Annotated in this window: 19 protein-coding genes; 11 read left to right on the plus strand and 8 right to left on the minus strand. The window is 73.4% G+C overall.

The window, feature by feature from the left end; all coding sequences use genetic code 11:
• Positions 1–535: 535 nt before the first annotated feature.
• Together ABT057_RS25815 and ABT057_RS25820 are read right to left on the minus strand one after the other, a co-directional pair.
• Positions 536–976, minus strand: coding sequence for an SPW repeat protein (locus tag ABT057_RS25815; protein WP_352345951.1), 441 nt, complete (start codon positions 974–976; stop codon positions 536–538).
• Positions 977–1061: 85 nt separating this feature from the next.
• The gene (locus ABT057_RS25820) at positions 1062–1799 is read right to left on the minus strand and encodes a sigma-70 family RNA polymerase sigma factor (protein ID WP_352345952.1); all 738 of its coding nucleotides are present in this window, start codon (positions 1797–1799) and stop codon (positions 1062–1064) included.
• 119 nt (positions 1800–1918) lie between these two features.
• On the opposite strand from ABT057_RS25820, the gene ABT057_RS25825 reads away from it, so the two are divergent.
• Positions 1919–2878, plus strand: a complete 960-nt coding sequence (locus tag ABT057_RS25825; protein ID WP_352345953.1) for a MerR family transcriptional regulator — start codon at positions 1919–1921, stop codon at positions 2876–2878.
• A gap of 27 nt (positions 2879–2905) precedes the next feature.
• Here ABT057_RS25825 and ABT057_RS25830 read toward each other — a convergent pair whose 3' ends face one another.
• The 4 genes from ABT057_RS25830 to ABT057_RS25845 all read right to left on the minus strand — a co-directional run bounded on the left by ABT057_RS25830 (position 2906) and on the right by ABT057_RS25845 (position 8827).
• Entirely contained in the window at positions 2906–4558 is a 1653-nt protein-coding gene (locus ABT057_RS25830) for a VWA domain-containing protein (RefSeq protein WP_352345954.1), read from the minus strand.
• Between the two features lie 26 nt (positions 4559–4584).
• Positions 4585–5784, minus strand: coding sequence for an AAA family ATPase (locus ABT057_RS25835; RefSeq protein ID WP_352345955.1), 1200 nt, complete (start codon positions 5782–5784; stop codon positions 4585–4587).
• Positions 5785–5849: 65 nt separating this feature from the next.
• The gene (locus ABT057_RS25840) at positions 5850–7223 is read right to left on the minus strand and encodes a cryptochrome/photolyase family protein (protein ID WP_352345956.1); all 1374 of its coding nucleotides are present in this window, start codon (positions 7221–7223) and stop codon (positions 5850–5852) included.
• Entirely contained in the window at positions 7220–8827 is a 1608-nt protein-coding gene (locus ABT057_RS25845) for an SDR family oxidoreductase (RefSeq protein ID WP_352345957.1), read from the minus strand. Before ABT057_RS25845 ends, ABT057_RS25840 begins: the two co-directional genes overlap by 4 nt.
• A gap of 170 nt (positions 8828–8997) precedes the next feature.
• On the opposite strand from ABT057_RS25845, the gene ABT057_RS25850 reads away from it, so the two are divergent.
• A complete protein-coding gene (locus ABT057_RS25850) occupies positions 8998–9165 on the plus strand; it encodes a DUF8839 family protein (RefSeq protein WP_352345958.1) in 168 nt (55 codons plus the stop codon).
• 13 nt (positions 9166–9178) lie between these two features.
• Here the strand turns inward: ABT057_RS25850 and ABT057_RS25855 are convergent, their stop codons facing one another.
• Positions 9179–10090 (minus strand): LysR family transcriptional regulator, encoded by a 912-nt coding sequence (locus ABT057_RS25855; RefSeq protein ID WP_352345959.1) that lies wholly within the window; start codon positions 10088–10090, stop codon positions 9179–9181.
• Positions 10091–10234: 144 nt separating this feature from the next.
• Between ABT057_RS25855 and ABT057_RS25860 the strand changes: the two genes are divergently transcribed.
• The 3 genes from ABT057_RS25860 to ABT057_RS25870 all read left to right on the plus strand — a co-directional run bounded on the left by ABT057_RS25860 (position 10235) and on the right by ABT057_RS25870 (position 12441).
• The gene (locus ABT057_RS25860; protein WP_352346049.1) at positions 10235–10312 is read left to right on the plus strand and encodes a putative leader peptide; all 78 of its coding nucleotides are present in this window, start codon (positions 10235–10237) and stop codon (positions 10310–10312) included.
• Positions 10313–10519: 207 nt separating this feature from the next.
• On the plus strand, positions 10520–11074 hold the full coding sequence (gene ssuE / locus ABT057_RS25865; protein ID WP_352345960.1) for an NADPH-dependent FMN reductase: 555 nt from the start codon (positions 10520–10522) through the stop codon (positions 11072–11074).
• A 227-nt stretch (positions 11075–11301) separates the two neighbouring features.
• The gene (locus ABT057_RS25870; protein ID WP_352345961.1) at positions 11302–12441 is read left to right on the plus strand and encodes an LLM class flavin-dependent oxidoreductase; all 1140 of its coding nucleotides are present in this window, start codon (positions 11302–11304) and stop codon (positions 12439–12441) included.
• A 12-nt stretch (positions 12442–12453) separates the two neighbouring features.
• Here the strand turns inward: ABT057_RS25870 and ABT057_RS25875 are convergent, their stop codons facing one another.
• Positions 12454–13482 (minus strand): acyl-CoA dehydrogenase family protein, encoded by a 1029-nt coding sequence (locus ABT057_RS25875; RefSeq protein ID WP_352345962.1) that lies wholly within the window; start codon positions 13480–13482, stop codon positions 12454–12456.
• A gap of 99 nt (positions 13483–13581) precedes the next feature.
• Between ABT057_RS25875 and ABT057_RS25880 the strand changes: the two genes are divergently transcribed.
• From ABT057_RS25880 to rfbD, 6 genes are read left to right on the plus strand one after another with little or no spacing between them, the layout of a single operon-like run.
• Positions 13582–13932, plus strand: coding sequence for a YciI family protein (locus ABT057_RS25880; RefSeq protein WP_352345963.1), 351 nt, complete (start codon positions 13582–13584; stop codon positions 13930–13932).
• 3 nt (positions 13933–13935) lie between these two features.
• Complete coding sequence (locus ABT057_RS25885) at positions 13936–15141, plus strand: RNA polymerase sigma factor (RefSeq protein WP_352345964.1); 1206 nt, start codon at positions 13936–13938, stop codon at positions 15139–15141.
• 33 nt (positions 15142–15174) lie between these two features.
• Entirely contained in the window at positions 15175–16095 is a 921-nt protein-coding gene (locus ABT057_RS25890) for an aldo/keto reductase (protein WP_352345965.1), read from the plus strand.
• Positions 16096–16139: 44 nt separating this feature from the next.
• Positions 16140–17207 (plus strand): glucose-1-phosphate thymidylyltransferase, encoded by a 1068-nt coding sequence (locus ABT057_RS25895; RefSeq protein ID WP_352345966.1) that lies wholly within the window; start codon positions 16140–16142, stop codon positions 17205–17207.
• Positions 17204–18202, plus strand: coding sequence for a dTDP-glucose 4,6-dehydratase (gene rfbB / locus ABT057_RS25900; protein ID WP_352345967.1), 999 nt, complete (start codon positions 17204–17206; stop codon positions 18200–18202). The genes ABT057_RS25895 and rfbB overlap by 4 nt, the downstream gene beginning before the upstream one ends.
• Positions 18202–19077, plus strand: a complete 876-nt coding sequence (gene rfbD, locus ABT057_RS25905; protein WP_352345968.1) for a dTDP-4-dehydrorhamnose reductase — start codon at positions 18202–18204, stop codon at positions 19075–19077. The genes rfbB and rfbD overlap by 1 nt, the downstream gene beginning before the upstream one ends.
• The last annotated feature ends 125 nt before the right edge of the window (positions 19078–19202 follow it).

Raw genomic sequence — 19202 nt, forward strand, 5'->3', positions numbered from 1 at the left:
GGCCGCCGGTCAAGCAGCGCGAACAAGTCATGGTCGGTGATCGGAGACATGCCGGTCCGAGGCCCCCATCACATGAAGTACCCGCTGGTCAGGGCGTGTTGGGCGCGCTCCCGGCGATGGTTGCCCGAAGGGGCAGGCGGCTGCCCCGAACGGCAGGGAGCCGCGGCCGTGACCGGTCGGGGCGGGACTCCGCGGGCATACGGAAGCGGAGGCGCCGCAACGGCACTGAAGGGCATCTCACCGCCGAGCGGCGGCGGCACACGGCCCGCGGGCGCGGCGCCCGGCGAGGCCGGCGGGGGATCGAGGCCGCCGGACCGTGCGGCCCGGCGACGCTGCCCGGAGGGACCCGCCCTCGTCCGGGAAGAACGAGCTGCCCGCCCCGATGGCTCCATGGCTGATTCTCATCGCCTGCATCAGGCCGAACGCGGTTCCCGCCGGGTGTGTCCGGCGGGCCGGACCGCGGTCGCCGGCTCCGGACGCGCCGAGGCCGGCCCGTGGGCACGGGCCGGCCTCGGCTCTTTCCGGGTGCGGTGGGTCAGGGCTTCGAGGCGCTCTTCGCCGCGGTGAAGGCGCACAGCGCGCCCAGCAGGATGGCCAGGGCGCCGATGATGATGTTGTTGACCGCGACGCCGGCGTCCGGGCTGTCCCCGACGATCCAGGGCGCGACGATCATCCAGATGCCGAGGGCGCACATGGCCCAGCTCAGGCCGTACATGCGGGCCGGAGCGGCCGTGAACCCGAGAGCCAGCAGGCCGATCGCGATGCCGACGATCAGATTGTGGGTCATGAGGGCGGGCTGGCTGGTGGTGTAGTGGAGTATCCACGGGGACACGGCGCAGTACAGACCGAGCAGGAACACCGGTCCGTCCACGAGCGCCACGTCGCGACCGCCGAGCATGCGGTCGTAGCGCGCCCGCATCTCGGATACGTCGGGGTGGGTCGATATGTCACTTCTGCCGTGCGAGACGTCGGCCATCACTCGTCTCCTTTGACTTGCAGGCCTGACCGCTTGGTGTGCTCTGTGCGGTGTGCGGTAAGCGCCGCGCAGGGTCATTCTGCGCTTATTTGCTCTTTATGTGTAGGGGTTGAGCGTGATGTCCGTGAGCAGTCCGCACCGTTTGTGCGTCGAAAGAGACTCGGGAGGGACTCGAGAGGGTGGCGTCCGCGTCGTCGCCGTCGCCCGCGGCCGTTTCCAGGAAGCCCCGCAGCCGCCGCAGGCCGCGCCGGGCGTGGCTCTTGACCGTGCCCAGGGGCCAGCCGGTGCGTTCCGCGATCTGGGTCTGGGTGAGGTCCTCGTAGAAGGCGAGCCGCAGCACCCGCTGCTGCGGAGCCGGGAGCCGGGCGAGTCCGCCGCGGACCAGGACGCGGTCGAGGGCGGCCTCGGGGCGGTCGCGGTCCGGGTCGGCCAGGGCCAGGGCCGACCCGGCGGCGGTGGCGAGACGGAGGCGGCGGGAACGCGCGGCCAGCGTGTCGGCGATCCTGCGCCGGGTGATGCCCACGATCCACCCCGCCAGGCCGCCGCGCTCGGGCCGGTACCCCGCCCGCCCGCGCCACACGCCGAGGAACACCTGCTGGCTGACGTCCTCCGCCTCGCTCGCGTCCCCGAGAGACCGCCGGGCGAGCGTGTGCACCAGGGCGGACCAGCGACGGTAGGCGGCGGCCAGACACGCCTCGTCGCCCGCGACCAGCCCCCGGGCGATCTCCTCGTCGGGGAGCGCCTCGCCGGGGGCGGGGGAGCGGCCGCGGGAGGGGGCGGGCGGCAGGGCGGTGACGGTGCCGGCGGTCGGCTGGCGGCTCATGGCGACGACTCCTCACGTGCGCGACGGCCCTGGGGGCGGGGGCTGCCCCGTCCCGTCATCCTGCGAGCGGCGCACGGAACGACTCAACATGCGTCGTTTCTGCGTCGTATCGTCGACCCATGAGCGAGTCCGCGGCGTTCGACGACACCGGCCTGACCACCGGCGCCCTGGCCCGTCGGCTGGGTGTGGCACCGACCACCCTCCGGTCCTGGGACCGGCGCTACGGCATCGGGCCCGCCGTGCGCGGACACGGCCGGCACCGCCGCTGGCGGCCGGGCGACGTGGCAGTGCTGGAGGCGATGTGCCGGCTGACCTCGGCCGGGGTGCCGCCCGCCGAGGCCGCCCGCGCCGCGCGGGAGGGGACCGGCGAACCACCGGCCACCGGGCCGGGGGCACGCTCCCGGGCCGCCGGCTCGCTTCCGCTGGGCGGAGACGTCCGCCAGGAGTGCCGGGGCCTGGCCCGCGCCGCCGTACGGCTCGACGCGCCGGCCGTCGCCGAGCAGCTGACCGCGGCCGTCGCACGGCACGGTCTGACCGCCGCGTGGCACGAGGTGATGGTGCCGACGCTGCACGCGGTGGGACGCAAGTGGGCCTCGTCCGGCGACCGGTACGTCGAGGTCGAACACCTGCTGTCCTGGCATGTCTCCACCGCCCTGCGCGCCTCCACCCCGACCGTCGTGCCGCAGGCCGTCGCGGGCGGGCCGGGGCCGGTCCTGCTGGCCTGCGTGCCGGGCGAGCAGCACACCCTGCCGCTGGAGGCGCTGAACGCGGGACTCGGCGAACTCGGCGTGCCCACGCGGATGTTCGGTGCCGCCGTGCCCGCGGAGGCGCTCACCGCGGCCGTCCAGCGGCTCGGCCCGGCCGCCGTCGTGCTGTGGGCCCAGGCCCGTTCCACCGCGAGCCTGCCCCTCGCCCGGCATGTCGCGGCCACCGGCTGGGGCGTCAGGGGCGCCCGCCGCACCCCGGCCGTGGTGCTCGGCGGCCCCGGCTGGGCCGGCCGCCCCGCCCCCGGCCTGCCCCGGCCCACGGGACTCGGGGACGCCCTGGAGACGCTGGCCGGGGCGTACGGCACGACGTGAACACCGCGGGCCGCAGCGGAGACCGGGTCAGATCAGGCGGAAGAGGTCGGCGGCGGCGTGCACGTCGGTGAGGTCCTCGATGGAGCGGAGGTTGTCGCACAGGGACTCCAGGACCGAGCCCGCCTCGGCGGCACCCGGGGCGCCGACGGCCACTCCGAACACCCGGAAGCCCAGCAGGTGCTTGGCCTGGTTCCAGTCGCGCATCCATTCCCCGGTGACGTCGCATTCGTCGTCGGTGATCAGCACGATGTCGCCGCGCGCGCGGGCCGCGTCGTCGAACTCCTCCTCCAGAAGTTCCCGGGCCACGGTCAGCGGCCGCTGGTAGCTGGTGCCGCCGCCGAGGAAGGTCTCCGCGAAGTCGAGGACCCGGGCGGTGCCCGCGGGCCGGTCGGCCGGGAAGCGGAAGACCTGGACCTTGTCGGCGGCGGAGAACAGGATGCCGACGAAGTCGCGCCCCGCGCGGCGGGCCTGGTCCAGCAGGGCCAGGGCGCACGCCTTGGCCCACGCCTCCCGGGTGACTCCGCCGGGCCCCGCCTCGTACATGGAGTGCGAGGTGTCCACGCACGCGATGACGGCGCCCTGCCCCGTGGTCTGCTCGCCCTGGCTGTCGTAGAGCATCAGCTCCCCGGCGGCGTAGCGCGCGGCGAACACCGCGCGCAGCTCGGGCAGACCGAGGCCCGCCAGCTCGGAGGGGATGACGCGGGAGAGGTCGTTGCCGAGCGTGACGCCGACCAGCTCCCCGGCGGCGTTCTCCATCCTGCGGGCGCGCTCACCGTCGGCCATCTGCCGGAAGCGGCCGATCAGTTCGGCCCACCGGGCGAGCCGGCCGGTTCGCAGCCGCTCGGCGAGCCGTGCGCGCCGGTCGAACGGCATCCGCTCCAGTTCGCCCGCACCGACGCCCCACGCCCGCATCAGCGCGGCCTCGTTCCGGGTGGCCCGGGCGGCGCCCGCCACCGCGCTCCGCGCGGCGGCACCGATACCGGGGGCCGCCGCCGCGAGGGCCCGCGCGGCGTCCCGGGCGGCCTGCCCCGCGGCGGCCTCGGCGGCTTCGGCGGCCTCGATCGCCTGAAGGACGGCGTCGGCTGCCGGGGACGGCACCGTGCCGTCCCCGTCCTCCGTGTCGGCGGCCCGCTGGAGCGCCTCGCCCACGAAGGCGGCCGCGTCTTCGGCGTTCCGCCGTGCCCGGTTCGCCTGTTCGGCGTGTTCCTGGGCAGCCCGGCAGTGCTCCAGCAGCCGGCGCAGCGCGGCGGCCTGGGCCAGTACGGCCATGGCGGCGGCGTAGGGGTCCCCGGCCGTCTCCCGGCGCAGCTCGGCGAACTCCGGCGACTCGACCAGCGCGGTGACGACCTGGTGGTTGACCAGCCGGGAGGGGGCCATCTGCGCGCGCTCGCGCAACCGCGGGGCGACCTTGTAGGCGGCGAGGAACGCGTCGGTCAGAAGGTCGGTGGTGTGGTCGTGGCGCTCGTTCAGCTCCTCGGCCAGCTCGCGCAGCCCGGCCGACTGCTCGTAGGTGTCATGCCAGGTGATCCGTTCGAACCGGTCCGCGACCACGGCCGCGGTGTGCCGCTCGGGAGCGGCGGCGGACATGCCCAGCCACTTCCCGGCCCGGCTCGCCAGCTCGTCGAGCCGGCTGCCCGGTGTCCCGTCCACGGCCGTCCCCTCCACTGTCCTTCTGTCCATGGTCCCGATTCCTCGATCCCCCGCGGTCAGAGCTGGGCCTGCACCGTGCTCGCGTCCACGCCGAGGGCCTCGGTGAGAACGCGGGCGCGGACCGCGCGCTGGCGGCCGGTGACCCGGTCGATCGCGGTGGTGGAGCGGCCGGCGCCCGCCGCCTCGGCGCGCAGCTGCTCCAGCCGCTTCCCCGCCATGGCGAGCTTGTTGTGGGCCTTCTTGATGACCCATTCGCTCAGCGCCTCGCGGGACTGACCGGCCATGGCGTCGAGCTGGGCCTCCAGCTCGTCGATGGCGTCGGCGAGGTCGAGCGCCTCCTTGGCGTCGGGGTTGACCAGGTGCAGCACCTCGCGCTCGACGGTCGGTCGCTCGGCGGGGGAGTCCCACAGCACGTGGGTCAGCACCGACAGGTCGGTCTCGGCGACCGCCGGCCGGCCGTCGAGGTACGCGGACGCCTGGAGCAGGCGCACCGCCTGCCGCCAGCGGCGGTCGGAGGCGACGAGTTCCCTGCGGCGCAGCGCGGCCCGGAGCGTGCACACCGCGTCGACGATCAGGTCGGGGACCTCCACGGCCGGGACGGCGTCGCCCACGGCGTGCTGCAGCGCGGCCAGCTCGACGGTGGTCCGGCTCGGCGCCGCCGGGCGGCTGACGGCGGAGCGGACCAGCGCGGCGAAGTTCGACGGGTCGGCCAGGTACCCGACCTCGATCCGCACCAGCAGCCGGTCGTAGATCGCGGCCGAATCCTCTCCGGCGGGCAGTTCGTTGCTCGCCGTGATGGCCCCGATCAGGGGGCAGCGGATCGGCTCGCCGCCGTTCTCGGGGTGGTAGATCCGCTCGTTGAGGAAGCCCAGTGTCTCGTTCAGTGCCGCCGTGGAGCACTTGAAGATCTCGTCGATGAACGCGACGTGCGCGGTCGTGGCCCGCCCGTCGTAGACCTGGCGGTACTCGCCCCGGGCCAGCGCGGCGACGTCGATGGGACCGAACATCCGCGTCGGCGCGGTGAACTTCGACAGGAGGATCTCCCAGTACGACGCCCCCTCGACCCGGCCCGTGAGCTCCCGCGCCATCTCGGACTTCGCCGTGCCGGGCGGGCCGAGCACCAACGAGTGCTGTCCGGCCAGCAGCGTCACCACCAGCGTCCGCACCACGTCGTCCCGCTCGTAGAACCGGTCCGCCAGTTCGTCGCCGATCGCCCGCAGCCGCTTGGCCGTGTCCTGCGCGTCCTGTACGACCACACTCAACTCCTCGCATGTGACAGCCTGTTGGGCTGAGTAGCCGAGGGTAGTAGCGGCCGGGTCCCTCAGTCCCGTCCGCGCGCCCGTTTGAAGCGGGCCAGCCCCTCGGCGAGGCCGACCACCGGTTCCGGGTAGTCGAGCGCCGCCCGGTCCGGACCGCGCAGCTTCCACGGCTCGTGCACCGCCGCGCCCGCCACCCCGGCCAGCTCCGGCACCCAGCGCCGCACGTACCCGCCCTCCGGGTCGTACCGCTTCGCCTGGGTGACGGGGTTGAGGACCCGGTTGGGCCGGGAGTCGGTGCCCGTGCCGGCCATCCACTGCCAGTTGAGCTGGTTGTTCGCCACGTCCCCGTCCACCAGCAGATCCAGGAAGTGCCTGGCGCCCACGCGCCAGTCGACGTACAGCGTCTTGGTGAGGAAACTCGCCGTCAGCAGCCGGCCCCGGTTGTGCATCCAGCCCTCGTGCCGCAGCTGCCGCATCGCCGCGTCCACCACCGGATAGCCGGTACGGCCCTCCCGCCAGGCCGCCACGTCCTCGCCGGCCGTCCGCTCCGAACGCCAGCGGTCGTGCTTGGTGCGGTAGTCGGCGGACGCCGCGTCCGGCCGGGCCGCCAGCACCTGGCGGTGGAAGTCGCGCCAGGCGACCTGCCGTACGAACGCCTCCGCGCCCGGGCCGCCCGCCGCGCGCGCCCGGTGCACGAGCTCGACGGGGGAGAGGGTGCCGAAGTGGAGGTGCGGGGAGAGCCGGGAGGTCGCGTCCCCGGCCAGGTCGTCGTGCCGGTCCTCGTACGCCGCGATGCCGGAGCGCAGCCAGGCGGCGAGCCGGCCGCGGCCCTCGGTCTCGCCGCCCGCGGCCAGGGCCGGCGACAGACCGGACAGGGCCTTGCGCTCGGGCAGCTCCTCCGAGCCCACTCCCTCGGGCACAGTCACCTTCCGGGGCGCGCCGAGCGCGTCCCGCAGGCGGTGCTGCGACCAGTGCCGGAAGTAGGGCGTGAAGACGGCGAAGTGGTCCGAGGAGCCCGGGGCCAGCACACCGGGATCGACCACGGTCGTCACCGTCCCGTGCACATGCAGCCGGACCCCCTCGGCGTCGAGGGCGCGCCGCAGCCGCTCCTCCCGGCGCTGTGCGTACGCGCTCACGTCCGCCGCGACATGGACCTCGTCGGCGTCCGCCTCGGCGGCCACCCGGCACACCTCCTCCACCGGGTCCCCGGACCGCACCACCAGCCGGCCGCCCCGCTCGCGCAGCCCCGCGTCGAGGTCGCGCAGACAGTCCGCGAGGAAGGCCAGCCGGTTGGGCGCGGCGAATCCCGCGGCCGCCACCGCGCGGTCGCGCACGAACAGCGGCACCACCTGGCGCGACCCGTCGAGGGCCGCGCGCAGCGGCGGGTGGTCGTGCAGCCGAAGATCGGAGGTGAACAGGACGACCGAGACGTTCATGGGCGGGGCTCCGGAGGAGGGGAGGACGGGGGTCGCTGCTGTTTCCGGGCGGCGGCACCCGACGGATGCGCCTGCTCCACGGCGTCATCGGGCTCCTGCGCCCGGGCCGCCGCGTCCGCCAGCGCGGCCTGGGCGATGTTGCGGGCCATTCCGCCGAACACGACCGCGTGGAAGGGCGAGACGCTCCACCAGTACGCGTGGCCGAGCAGCCCGTGCGGATGGAACAGGGCGCGCTGGCGGAACAGGGTGCGCCCGGCGTCGTCCGTCTCCGCGTACATCTCCAGCCACGCCGTGCCCGGCAGCCGCATCTCCGCCCGCAGCCTGAGCAGCCGCCCCGGTTCGATCTCCTCGACCCGCCAGAAGTCCAGCGAGTCGCCGACCCGCAGCCGCGCCGGATCCCGGCGCCCCCGGCGCAGGCCCACCCCGCCCGCCAACCGGTCCAGCCACCCCCGTACCGCCCAGGCCGGCGGGAAGGAGTACCAGCCGTTTTCCCCGCCGATTCCCTCGATCACCCGCCACAGCGAGGCGCGCGGGGCGTCCACCCGCAGCTCCCGGTGGTCGGTGTAGAGGCTCCCGCCGGCCCAGTCCGGGTCGGTGGGCAGCGGATCGCTGGGGGCCCCGGGCAGCGAGGCCGACGACCAGCGGGTGGTGACGTCCGCGTCGCGCACCCGGCGCAGGGCGAGCCGGACCGCCTCGTCGAAGCCCACCGGATGACCGGGCGGATCCGGCACGTACCGCGCGATGTCGTGCTCGCGGCAGACCACCTCGTGGCGCAGCGACTCGGTGAGCGGCCGCGCGATCGAGGCCGGGACCGGTGTCACCAGCCCGACCCAGTGACTGGACAGGCCAGGGGTGAGCACCGGCACGGGCAGGATGAGCCGGCGCGGCAGGCCCGCGACGGCGGCGTAGCGGACCATCATCTCCCGGTACGTCAGGATGTCCGGGCCGCCGATGTCGAAGGTCCGGTTGACCTCGTCCGGCATCCGGGCCGCGCCCACCAGGGCGCGCAGCACGTCCCGTACCGCGACCGGCTGGATCCGGGTGTGCACCCAGCTCGGTGTGACCATCACGGGCAGCCGCTCGGTGAGGTAGCGCAGCATCTCGAACGAGGCCGAACCCGAGCCGATGACCACCGCCGCCCGCAGCACCGCGGTGGGCACACCCGAGGCCAGCAGGATCCGCCCGACCTCGGCACGTGAGCGCAGATGCGGCGACAGCTCCCGCTCCGGCACGCCGTACGGGGTGAGTCCGCCCAGGTAGACGAGGCGCCGTACGCCCGCGGCCCGCGCCGCCCGGCCGAAGATCCGGGCGGCCCGTGCGTCTGTCTCCTCGAAGTCCGTGCCGGAGCCCAGCGCGTGCACCAGGTAGTACGCCACGTCCACGCCCCGCATGGCGGCCGCGACGGAATCCGCGTCCGTCACGTCCCCGCGGACCACCTCGGCCCGCCCGGACCACGGATGGTCGCGCAGCCGTTGCGGGGTGCGGGCCAGGCAGCGCACCCGCAGCCCTGCGTCCAGCAGTTCCGGGACCAGCCGGCCGCCGATGTAGCCCGTGGCGCCGGTCACCAGGCACAGCGGTCCGGTGCCGCGGTCGTCTTCCGTCATGAGTGGTCGGCCCTTCGTGTCGACGGCCCCCTGTCGATCACTTCCCCGCTAGGGCCGGTCACGGATGCGCCCGCCACCCGAGTGGGCGTGCACATGATCGGGGTGATCCGGGGCAGACGGACCGTACGGAGCAGTCCGATACGGATCGGAAGACGGGAGTGTCTGCCGCTATGCGTGCGAAGGTGCTGGAACGCTTCCCGGCGGGAGCCCCGCGCGGCTCGTGGCCGGCGGAGGAGTGCGCGGCGCGTCTGCGGGCGGAGGGACGGCCCGCGACCGTGGTCATGGACCTGAAGTCCGACGCCTTCCTCGTCGTGGTGCCCACGGCCGACGAGGAGTGACCCGGCGGGGTCGTCAGCCGGTGCCGGCGGCCAGGGCCCGAGCGCGGCGCACGAACACCTCGTGCAGCTCGCGTGCGGCCTGCGGCACGGATTCCGCTCTGCGCCGCTGCAGCATCAGCAGCACCCCGGTGGTGTCCCCGGCGATCGGCCGGTACGTCAGCGCGCCGCGCCGTTCCAGTGGATCGCCGACCACGCTGAAGTCCGGCAGGACCGTCGCCCCGAGGCCCTCCGCGACCATCAGTTTGCCCATCTCCGCGCCGTCCGTGGAGTACGCGAACGCGGGATCCCGCCCGTCCAGGAGCCGGTGCACATAGCGGTGCATGACGTATCCGGACCGCATGCCGATCAGTGGTACGGAGAGCAGATCGTCCACCGCCACCGAGGGCGCCGCGGCCAGTGGGCTGTCGGGGCGGACGCACACCACCGGCCGCCCGCGCAGCAGTTCGGTGGACTCGAACCCGGCGGGCACGTCGTCGCCCTCCAGCTGGTTGACCAGGCCCAGGTCGAACCCGCCCTCCAGCAGCGCCCGGTGGATGTCGGTCTGCTGCGCGCCCACGACCTCGACCTGGGTGAGCGGATGCGCGCCGCGGAACTCGTGCAGCACCGGCAGCAGCAGCGGCACGGTCGCCGCGTTCACCGTGCCGACCCGCACCATCCGCCGGATCCGGTGCTGTTCGCCCGCCGCCGCGCGCAGCCGGTCCACCGCGTCCAGCACCCCGACGATGTGGGGCAGCAACTCCCGGCCCGAGGCGCTCATCGTCGCCCCGGAGCGTTTGCGCTCCAGCAGGTCCACGCCGAGCTCGCGCTCCAGGTTCCGCACCGTCTCGCTCAACGCGGGCTGGGAGAGCCGTAGTTCCTCGGCGGCCCGGCGCAGCGAGCCGAGCCGGGTGACGGCCGCGATGTATTCCAGCTGTTCGGTGCGCACCCCGTGAACAATGCGCGGGCATTTCACACCCGTTCAAGGGTTTCCCTGTCACACCTTCGTGAAATTCAATGGTCCGCGATACGAGACCGGTCGGGTTCTCCTTGACTGCCGTCGCCGGCGACTGTCACGATCGACGGCATGAAGATGCGACTGGACCTCACGCGGCGACGCCATGTCGACCTCGCACGCGTCTCCAGCGCCTCCTGTCGCCCCGCGGCCTGATCACCCTCCCGTAGATCCGCCGCGCCTCTCTTCGTTTCCCGCCTGAATTCGACGCGCCCCGCGCAGTCCTGTGAATTCGGCGTGCCCGAAAACCTCCGCACATGGTGCAACAGGAGTTCCGCATGCCCGCGGCCGTGACATTCGCCTACTGGGTCCTGCCGGAAACAGCTCCCGCGTCCGCGCCCGCTCACGCCCGAAAGAGGATCCATGGCCACCGTCCTGTCCGTCTCCGGCAGCCCCTCCGCCTCCTCCCGCACCGGCCGGCTCCTGCGCCACCTCGACCAGCGGCTGGCCGCCCAGGGCCACGAGGTGATCCCGCTCGACGTCCGCACGATCCCCGCCGAGGCGCTGCTCGGCGCGGACTTCCGGCATCCCGCGATCGTCGAGGCCGCCGGACTGTTCGCGCGCGCCGACGGCGTCGTCGTCGGCACCCCCGTCTACAAGGCGTCCTACTCCGGAGTTCTCAAGTCGCTCCTCGACCTGCTCCCGCAGTACGCCCTCACCGGCAAGACGGTCCTGCCGCTGGCCACCGGCGGCTCCACCGCCCATGTCCTGGCCATCGACTACGCCCTGCGGCCCGTTCTGAACTCCATGGGAGCCGCCCACATCGTGCAGGGCTGGTTCACCCTCGACAAGGACATCACCGCCCACGAGGACGGCACGGTCACCGTCGCCCCGGCCACCGCCGAGGCCCTCGGACAGGTCGTCGACCAGTTCTCCGCGGCCCTCGGACGCACCCCGTACCTGGCCGCGGCGAGCTGACCGTGACCGGTGCCCATGTCATCGGGGGCGACGCCGAGGCCCTCGCCCCCGCGGCAGCCCCGGCCGAGGGACTGCGCGCGGGAGCCTCCGCGCGTCAGCGAAGGCCGCCGACCCCATCCGCGGGAAGATCCAGCACATCGGCCGGTACACGCTGAACGGCCCCCGGCCGCCCCGCCACGGTCTCCTCTGACGACTCCCTCGGCGACATCCTGATTCGGAGCCCCCGTATGTCCCTCACCTTCCACTGGTTCCTCCCCACCAACGGCGACAGCCGCCATGTCGTCGGCGGTGGCCACGGCACCCCGGCCACCGCCTCCGGACGGGACCGGCCGCCCACGGTCGCCTATCTGAGCCAGATCGCCCGCGCCGCCGAGGACCTGGGCTTCGTCGGCGCGCTCACCCCGACCGGTGCCTGGTGCGAGGACGCCTGGCTGACGACGGCGATGGTCAGCCAGAACACCGAGCGGCTGAAGTTCCTCGTCGCGTTCCGGCCCGGCTTCGTCTCGCCGACGCTCGCCGCGCAGATGGCGTCCACCTTCCAGCGGCAGTCCGGCGGACGGCTGCTGCTGAACGTGGTCACCGGCGGCGAGAGCCAGGAGCAGCGGGCCTACGGCGACTTCCTCGACAAGGACGACCGGTACCGCCGTACCGGTGAATTCCTGGAGATCGTACGGGGGTTGTGGGAGGGCAAGACCCTCGACCTGCGGGGCGAGCACCTCCGGGTCGAGGACGCGAGGCTGGCGCGGCTGCCGGATCCGGTCCCCGAGGTGTACTTCGGGGGTTCCTCGCCGATCGCCGGTGAGGTCGCCGCCCAGCACGTCGACGTCTACCTCACCTGGGGCGAACCGCCCGCCCAGGTCGCCGAGAAGATCGCCTGGATCGGCGGCCTCGCGGCGAAGCACGGGCGCACGCTGCGGTTCGGCATCCGGCTGCACGTCATCACCCGGGACACCGCCGAGGAGGCCTGGGCGGAGGCGGACCGGCTGCTCGCCGGGTTCGACCCGGAGACCGTGAAGTCCGTGCAGGCCGGGCTGGCGCGCAGCGAGTCCGAGGGACAGCGGCGGATGCTCGCGCTGCACGGCGGGAGCCGGGACGGGCTGGAGATCCACCCCAACCTCTGGGCCGGGATCGGGCTGGTGCGCGGCGGTGCGGGGACCGCGCTGGTGGGAAGCCACGCGGAGGTGGCCGAACGCATCAAGGAGTACGCGGCGCTGGGGATCTCGGAGTTCGTGCTGTCCGGGTATCCGCATCTGGAGGAGGCGTACTGGTTCGGGGAGGGCGTGCTGCCGCGACTGGCCGAGGAGGGTCTGTGGCAGCACCCGGGAGGGAGGCAGGCGGCGTCGGTTCAGGTGCCGTTCGCCCGCTGAGCGGGGCGCGCGTCAGCTCGCCAGTGACCGCAGGTGCGACGCCCGCGACTCCCGGGTCTGCCCCTGCACCAGGAGGAACAGGGCCTCCCTCGCCAGCCGCTGGGCCCTGCTCGTCAGCAGCATCGAGCGGCCGCCGCCCGACACCACCGCCGCGGTGGTCGCCGCCTGCATCACCTCGTACGCCCGGGTCCTGAGGGCCAGCCGTTCCGCCAGGTGCTCGTGGGGCTTCGCGGAGTCGACGAGGGCGTACGCCCGGTCACGGATCTCCGTCAGGCGCGTGTGCAGCGGGAGCGCGGCCTCCTCGTCCAGGAGGGCCAGGGCCGCCCGGGCGATGCCGAAGACCGCCGGATTGGCGTTCACCGTCTTCAGGCGGTCCGTCGCCGACCAGGTCTCCCGCGGGGTGCGCAGCGCCACCGCCTCCTCCGGCAGCCACAGGCCCTCCAGATCCAGGGAGACCGTGCGGGCCGCCGTCAGGGCGGCCAGGCGCATCGGGGTCGACGGGCGCAGGCCCGGCTGCTCCCGGGCCTCGGTGAAGGCGAACAGCGCCTCGTCCGCGTCGGTGACACCGGCCAGCAGCATCACGTCGTTCAGACCCCAGCCCGTGTACCAGGGGACCGTTCCGTCGAAGCGCCAGCCGCCCCGCTCCCGGGTGGCCCGCACCGGAGTGCGCGGGAAGGCCCGCAGGTGCGCGTAGGCCACACCCGACAGCAGTTCGCCGCTCGCCAGCCTGCCCAGCAGGCGCTCGCGCACCGGGCCCTCGCTCTTGGCCAGGGTCAGCACCGGCGTGTGGTGCTGCGTCTGCACGAACCAGGTCGAGCAGCACGCCCCCGCGAGGATCTCCGCCGTCTCGCGCACCACCGCGCCGGGTGCCGCGGCGCCGCCGTACTCCTTCGGCGCGTTCAGCCCGAGCAGGCCCGAGCGCCTGATCTCCCTCAGATGGCCCACCGGTACCTCTCCTTGATCGACCTGTTCCGCGTGCGGGGCGAGGAGGCCGTCGGCGAGGCTGCGGGCGCGGGTGACGAGGGGGTGCGGTCGGGTCATGGACGGGATTGTTTCCCGTTTCGGGGTGTGGGGTGTCGATCCCGTGGGCCGCCGTTCGTGTAGGAGGTGAGAGAACGGCACGACGCCAAGGAGGACGTCATGAAGCACTACCTGCTCAGCGTGGTCCAGCCGGCCGGCGGTGAGCCGCCCCCGCCCGACGAGCTGGCCGAGATCATGCGCCGCGTCGAGGCGTACAACGACGAACTGCGCGCCGCCGGGGCCTGGGTCTTCGCCGGCGGGCTGCACGGACCGGAGACCGCCACCATGCTGCGCCCGAAGGACGGCGACGTGCTCGTCACCGACGGACCGTACGCCGAGGGCAAGGAGTACCTCGGCGGGCTGTGCCTGATCCGGGCCGCCGATCTCGACGAGGCGTTGGAATGGGGGCGGCGGGCCGCCCTGGCCACCACCCTCCCCATCGAGGTGCGCCCCTTTGTGGACACCCACTGACCGATGCCGTACCCCCCCGACAGCACGGACGTCGAGGCGGTCTTCCGCGCGGAGTACGGCCGGGCCGTCGCCGTCCTCGTCCGCTTCCTCGGCGACATCGACCTCGCCGAGGAAGCGGTCCAGGACGCGTTCACGACGGCCGTAGTGCGCTGGCCCGAGACGGGCGTCCCGCCGAGCCCGGCCGGGTGGATCATCACCACCGCCCGCAACCGGGCCGTGGACCGGCTGCGCCGCGAGTCCACCCGGGACGCCCGGCAGGCCGAGGCCGTGCGGCTGTACGCCCCCGACCCGCCCGCGGAGGAGGGCCCCGTGCGCGACGACCGGCTCCGGCTGATCTTCACCTGCTGTCATCCCGCGCTCGCCCCGCAGGCGCAGGTCGCCCTCACCCTGCGGCTGCTCGGCGGCCTCACCACCGCCCAGATCGCCCGCGCCTTCCTCGTCCCCGAGCCGACCATGGCCCAGCGGCTGGTCCGCGCCAAGGCGAAGATCCGCGACGCGCGCATCCCGTACCGCGTCCCCCGCGACGCCGACCTGCCCGACCGGCTGAGCGGCGTCCTCGCCGTCGTCTACCTGATCTTCAACCAGGGATACGAGGGCGATCCCGGCCTGTGCGCAGAGGCCGTACGGCTGGGCCGGCTGCTCACCGGGCTGATGCCGGACGAGCCGGAGGCCACCGGACTGCTGGCGCTGATGCTGCTGGCCGAGTCCCGCCGGGCCGCCCGGGAGGACGCGGACGGCACACTCGTCCCGCTGCCCGAGCAGGACCGCGCCCGCTGGGACCGGGACCTGGTCGCCGAGGGGCAGGAACTCGTCCGGCGCTGTCTGCGCCGCGGCCGGCCGGGGCCCTACCAGATCCAGGCCGCGATCCAGGCCGTCCACAGCGACGCGCCGAGCGCCGACGCCACCGACTGGGGGCAGATCCTGCGCCTGTACGACCAGCTGACGGCCCTCGCCCCGAGCCCGGTCGTGGCCCTGAACCGGGCGGTCGCCGTGGCCGAGACGGAAGGCCCGCGGCGCGCCCTGGACCTCGTCGACGCGCTCGCCCTCGACGGCTACCACGTCTGGCACGCCGTCCGCGCCGACCTGCTGCGCCGCCTGGACCGCCCCGCCGACGCCGTGCGGGCCTACGAGGCGGCGCTCGCGCTGAGCGAGAGCCCGGCGGAACGAGCCTTCCTCGACCGGCGGCTGCGCGGTGTGGCCGGTTCTTGATCATGGAAACCCGTCGTGTGCCAGACTCCCGCGATGACCACCGGAACAGCAACCGCGGACGCCTCGGGCACCTGGACCCTCGGCGACCTCACCGTCCACCGCATGGGCCTCGGCGCGATGCGGCTGACCGGCAGCGCCGCCTTCCACCACGGCACCCCGAGCGACCGCGACCGGGCCACCGCCGTCCTGCGCCGGGCCCTGGAACTCGGCGTCGACCACATCGACACCGCCGCCTTCTACTTCTCCTCGCTGCGTTCCGCCAACGAGCTCATCAACAGCGCCCTGCGCCCCTACCCCGACCACCTGGTCGTCGCCGTCAAGGTCGGACCCTTCCGCGACTACGACGGGACGTGGGGCACCCCGGCCAGGCCCGAGGATCTGCGCGGGCACGTCGAGGAGAACCTCCGCCAGCTCGGCCGCGACCACCTCGACCTGGTCTACCTGCGCCGAATGCACCAGGAGTCGATCGCCGAGCACTTCGGCGCGCTGGCCGAGCTGCGGGAGGCCGGGCTGATCCGGCACCTGGGCCTCTCCGGCATCGAACCCCGCCACCTCGACGAGGCCCGGGACATCGCCCCGGTCGTCTCCGTGCAGAACCGGTACGCGCTCGGCGGCCACGACCCCCGGACCGAGGAACTGCTGCGGGTGTGCGGTGAACGGGACATCGCGTTCGTGCCGTTCTACGCCATCGCGGGCGAGGCCGGCCCCCAGGGCGCGACGGCCGCCCACGACGACGCGGTGCTGAGCGTGGCCCGCGCCCACGGAGCCACACCCGCCCAGGTCCGCCTGGCCTGGACACTGAGCCGCGGCCGCCACGTCCTGGCCATCCCCGGTACCGGCGACCCCCGCCACCTGGAGCAGAACGTCGCCGCCGGAGCCCTCCGGCTGACCGACGCGGACCTGGAACTCCTGCGCGGTGTGGCCCGTTCCGGGGAAGTAGCCGCCGCTGGGTGACTCCCAGGAGACCAGAAATCATATTCCCGGATAAGGTAAGCCGAATGAAAGCACTTGTCCTCTCCGGTGGTGCCGGTACGCGACTGCGTCCCATCACCCACACCTCAGCGAAGCAGCTCGTCCCCGTGGCCAACAAGCCCGTGCTGTTCTACGGCCTGGAGTCCATCGCCGCTGCCGGCATCACCGAGGTGGGGATGATCGTCGGCGAGACCGCCGAGGAGATCCAGGAGGCGGTCGGTGACGGGTCGCAGTTCGGCCTGAAGGTCACCTACATCCCGCAGGAGAAGCCGCTGGGCCTCGCCCACGCGGTCCTGATCGCCCGTGAGTACCTGGGCGACGACGACTTCGTGATGTACCTGGGCGACAACTTCATCGTCGGCGGCATCGCCGACCTGGTCGAGGAGTTCCGCACCAACCGGCCGGACGCCCAGATCCTCCTGACCCAGGTCCCCGACCCCCGCGCGTTCGGCGTCGCCGAGCTCGACCCGTCCGGGCAGGTCGTCGGTCTGGAGGAGAAGCCCCAGCAGCCCAAGAGCGACCTCGCCCTGGTCGGCGTGTACCTCTTCACCCCCGCCATCCACGACGCCGTACGCTCCATCGAGCCGTCCTGGCGCGGCGAGCTGGAGATCACCCACGCCATCCAGCACCTGATCGACGCGAGCGCCGAGGTGCGCTCCACGGTCATCAAGGGCTACTGGAAGGACACGGGCAACGTCACCGACATGCTCGAGGTCAACCGCACCGTCCTGGAGACGATGGAGCGGCGGATCGACGGCGAGGTCGACGAGGCGTCCGAGACCATCGGGCGGGTGGTGATCGAGAAGGGTGTGCGGATCACCAACTCGCGCATCGTCGGACCCGTGGTCATCGCCGCCGGCAGCGAGGTCAGCGACTCCTATGTCGGCCCCTTCACGTCCGTGGCCGAGAACTGCCGGATCGCCGACAGCGAACTGGAGTTCTCGATCGTGCTGCGGGACTCCTCGATCCGCGGTGTGGGCAGGATCGAGGCCTCTCTGATCGGCCGGCATGTCGAGGTCACCCCGGCCCCGGTCGTACCCAGCGCCCACCGATTCGTTCTCGGAGACCACAGCAAGGTGCAGATCCGTTCATGAATATCCTCGTCACCGGCGCCGCCGGCTTCATCGGCTCCACGTACGTCCGCGGCCTGCTCGCCTCGGACGCGCCCGACGCGCCGCGCATCACGGTGCTGGACAAGCTGACGTACGCGGGCACCCTGGAGAACCTGCCGATCGGGCACCCCCGGCTGGAGTTCGTCCAGGGCGACATCTGCGACGCCGACCTCGTCGACAAGCTGGTGGCCGAGGCCGACCAGGTGGTCCACTTCGCGGCCGAGTCCCACGTGGACCGCTCGATCGCCGGCGCCGCCGACTTCGTCGTCACCAACGTGCTCGGCACCCAGACCCTGCTGGACGCCGCCCTGCGCCACGGCGTGGGCCCGTTCGTGCACGTCTCCACCGACGAGGTCTACGGCTCCATCGAGACCGGCTCCTGGCCCGAGGACCACCCCCTCCAGCCGAACTCGCCGTACTCGGCCTCGAAGGCCTCCTCCGACCTGCTCGCCCTGGCCTACCACCGCACCCACGGCCTCGACGTGCGCGTCACCCGCTGCTCCAACAACTACGGGCCCCACCAGTTCCCCGAGAAGGTCATCCCGCTCTTCGTGAGCAACCTCCTCGACGGCAGGAACGTCCCGCTGTACGGCGACGGCAGCAACGTCCGCGACTGGCTGCACGTCGAGGACCACTGCCAGGGCATCGAACTGGTCCGCACCGGCGGCCGGGCCGGCGAGGTCTACAACATCGGCGGCGGCACCGAACTCTCCAACAAGGAGCTCACCGGCCTGCTCCTCGAGGCCTGCGGCGCCGACTGGGACCGCGTGGACCACGTCACCGACCGCAAGGGCCACGACCAGCGTTACTCGGTCGACTGGGGCAAGATCCACCGGGAGCTGGGCTACAGCCCGAAGCACGACTTCGCCTCCGGCCTCGCCGCGACCGTCGCCTGGTACCGCGACAACCGCGCCTGGTGGGAGCCGCTGAAGGAGCGCGCCGCCCTGGAGTCGAGCAAGGAGCAGGGGAAACACTGATGAAGTGGCTCGTCGCCGGAGCGGGCGGGATGCTCGGCCACGACGTGGTCGACGAACTCGCCCGCCGGGGTGAGGAGGCGGTGCCGCTCGACCGCACCGCCCTCGACATCACCAGCGCCGACTCGGTGGAGCAGGCGCTCGCCCACCACCGGCCCGACCTCGTGGTGAACTGCGCCGCCTACACGGCCGTCGACGACGCGGAGACCGACGAGGAGCGGGCCCTGCTGATCAACGGCGAGGGTCCGCGCCTGCTGGCCCGCGCCGCCGCCCGGCACGGCGCCCGGCTGGTCCACGTCTCCACGGACTACGTCTTCGACGGCGAGGCCCGCTCGACCCCGTATCCCGAGGACCACCCCACCGCCCCGCGCACCGCCTACGGGCGGACCAAGCTCGCGGGCGAACGGGCCGTCCTCGAGGAACTCCCGGGCGCGAGCGCCGTGGTGCGCACGGCCTGGCTGTACGGCACGCACGGCAAGAACTTCGTCCGCACGATGATCGAGCTGGAGTCCCGCCGGGACACCCTCGACGTCGTGGACGACCAGCGCGGACAGCCCACCTGGAGCGCCGACCTGGCGGCCCGGATCGCCGATCTCGGCCCGCTCCTCGGCCGGGACGACCGGGCGCACGGTGTCTTCCACGGCACCAACTCCGGTGAGGCCACCTGGTGCGACCTGGCCAGGGAGGTGTTCCGCCTGCTGGGTGCCGACCCTGAGCGGGTGCGGCCCACCACGAGCGAGGCGTTCGTCCGCCCCGCGCCCCGCCCCGCGTACAGCGCCCTCGCGCACGACCGGTGGCCGGAGGTCGGTCTGCAGCCGCTGCGGGACTGGCGACCTGCCCTGCACGAAGCACTGCCCCACCTCCGCAAGGAGTCGTAGGACCGGCCGTCCGGGAGTTCTGCGCCCGCACCGCGCGGTGCGGGCGCAGAACCACGCACCGCTCAGGGAGCGGAAGCCTCCGGCCTGTTCGAATTGTTGCCGCTCGCTTCCGTATTCCTCACCTC

The organism is Streptomyces sp. NPDC002588, from assembly GCF_040295925.1.
Lineage (GTDB): Bacteria > Actinomycetota > Actinomycetes > Streptomycetales > Streptomycetaceae > Streptomyces.

What these genes read in the sequence shown, in the direction of transcription:
- ABT057_RS25815 (WP_352345951.1), bottom strand. Translation starts at nt 976, where the DNA reads ATGGCCGACGTCTCGCACGGCAGAAGTGACATATCGACCCACCCCGAC.
- ABT057_RS25820 (WP_352345952.1), bottom strand. Translation starts at nt 1,799, where the DNA reads ATGAGCCGCCAGCCGACCGCCGGCACCGTCACCGCCCTGCCGCCCGCC.
- ABT057_RS25825 (WP_352345953.1), top strand. Translation starts at nt 1,919, where the DNA reads ATGAGCGAGTCCGCGGCGTTCGACGACACCGGCCTGACCACCGGCGCC.
- ABT057_RS25830 (WP_352345954.1), bottom strand. Translation starts at nt 4,558, where the DNA reads ATGGACAGAAGGACAGTGGAGGGGACGGCCGTGGACGGGACACCGGGC.
- ABT057_RS25840 (WP_352345956.1), bottom strand. Translation starts at nt 7,223, where the DNA reads ATGAACGTCTCGGTCGTCCTGTTCACCTCCGATCTTCGGCTGCACGAC.
- ABT057_RS25845 (WP_352345957.1), bottom strand. Translation starts at nt 8,827, where the DNA reads ATGACGGAAGACGACCGCGGCACCGGACCGCTGTGCCTGGTGACCGGC.
- ABT057_RS25850 (WP_352345958.1), top strand. Translation starts at nt 8,998, where the DNA reads ATGCGTGCGAAGGTGCTGGAACGCTTCCCGGCGGGAGCCCCGCGCGGC.
- ABT057_RS25860 (WP_352346049.1), top strand. Translation starts at nt 10,235, where the DNA reads ATGCGACTGGACCTCACGCGGCGACGCCATGTCGACCTCGCACGCGTC.
- ssuE (WP_352345960.1), top strand. Translation starts at nt 10,520, where the DNA reads ATGGCCACCGTCCTGTCCGTCTCCGGCAGCCCCTCCGCCTCCTCCCGC.
- ABT057_RS25870 (WP_352345961.1), top strand. Translation starts at nt 11,302, where the DNA reads ATGTCCCTCACCTTCCACTGGTTCCTCCCCACCAACGGCGACAGCCGC.
- ABT057_RS25875 (WP_352345962.1), bottom strand. Translation starts at nt 13,482, where the DNA reads ATGACCCGACCGCACCCCCTCGTCACCCGCGCCCGCAGCCTCGCCGAC.
- ABT057_RS25880 (WP_352345963.1), top strand. Translation starts at nt 13,582, where the DNA reads ATGAAGCACTACCTGCTCAGCGTGGTCCAGCCGGCCGGCGGTGAGCCG.
- ABT057_RS25885 (WP_352345964.1), top strand. Translation starts at nt 13,936, where the DNA reads ATGCCGTACCCCCCCGACAGCACGGACGTCGAGGCGGTCTTCCGCGCG.
- ABT057_RS25890 (WP_352345965.1), top strand. Translation starts at nt 15,175, where the DNA reads ATGACCACCGGAACAGCAACCGCGGACGCCTCGGGCACCTGGACCCTC.
- ABT057_RS25895 (WP_352345966.1), top strand. Translation starts at nt 16,140, where the DNA reads ATGAAAGCACTTGTCCTCTCCGGTGGTGCCGGTACGCGACTGCGTCCC.
- rfbB (WP_352345967.1), top strand. Translation starts at nt 17,204, where the DNA reads ATGAATATCCTCGTCACCGGCGCCGCCGGCTTCATCGGCTCCACGTAC.
- rfbD (WP_352345968.1), top strand. Translation starts at nt 18,202, where the DNA reads ATGAAGTGGCTCGTCGCCGGAGCGGGCGGGATGCTCGGCCACGACGTG.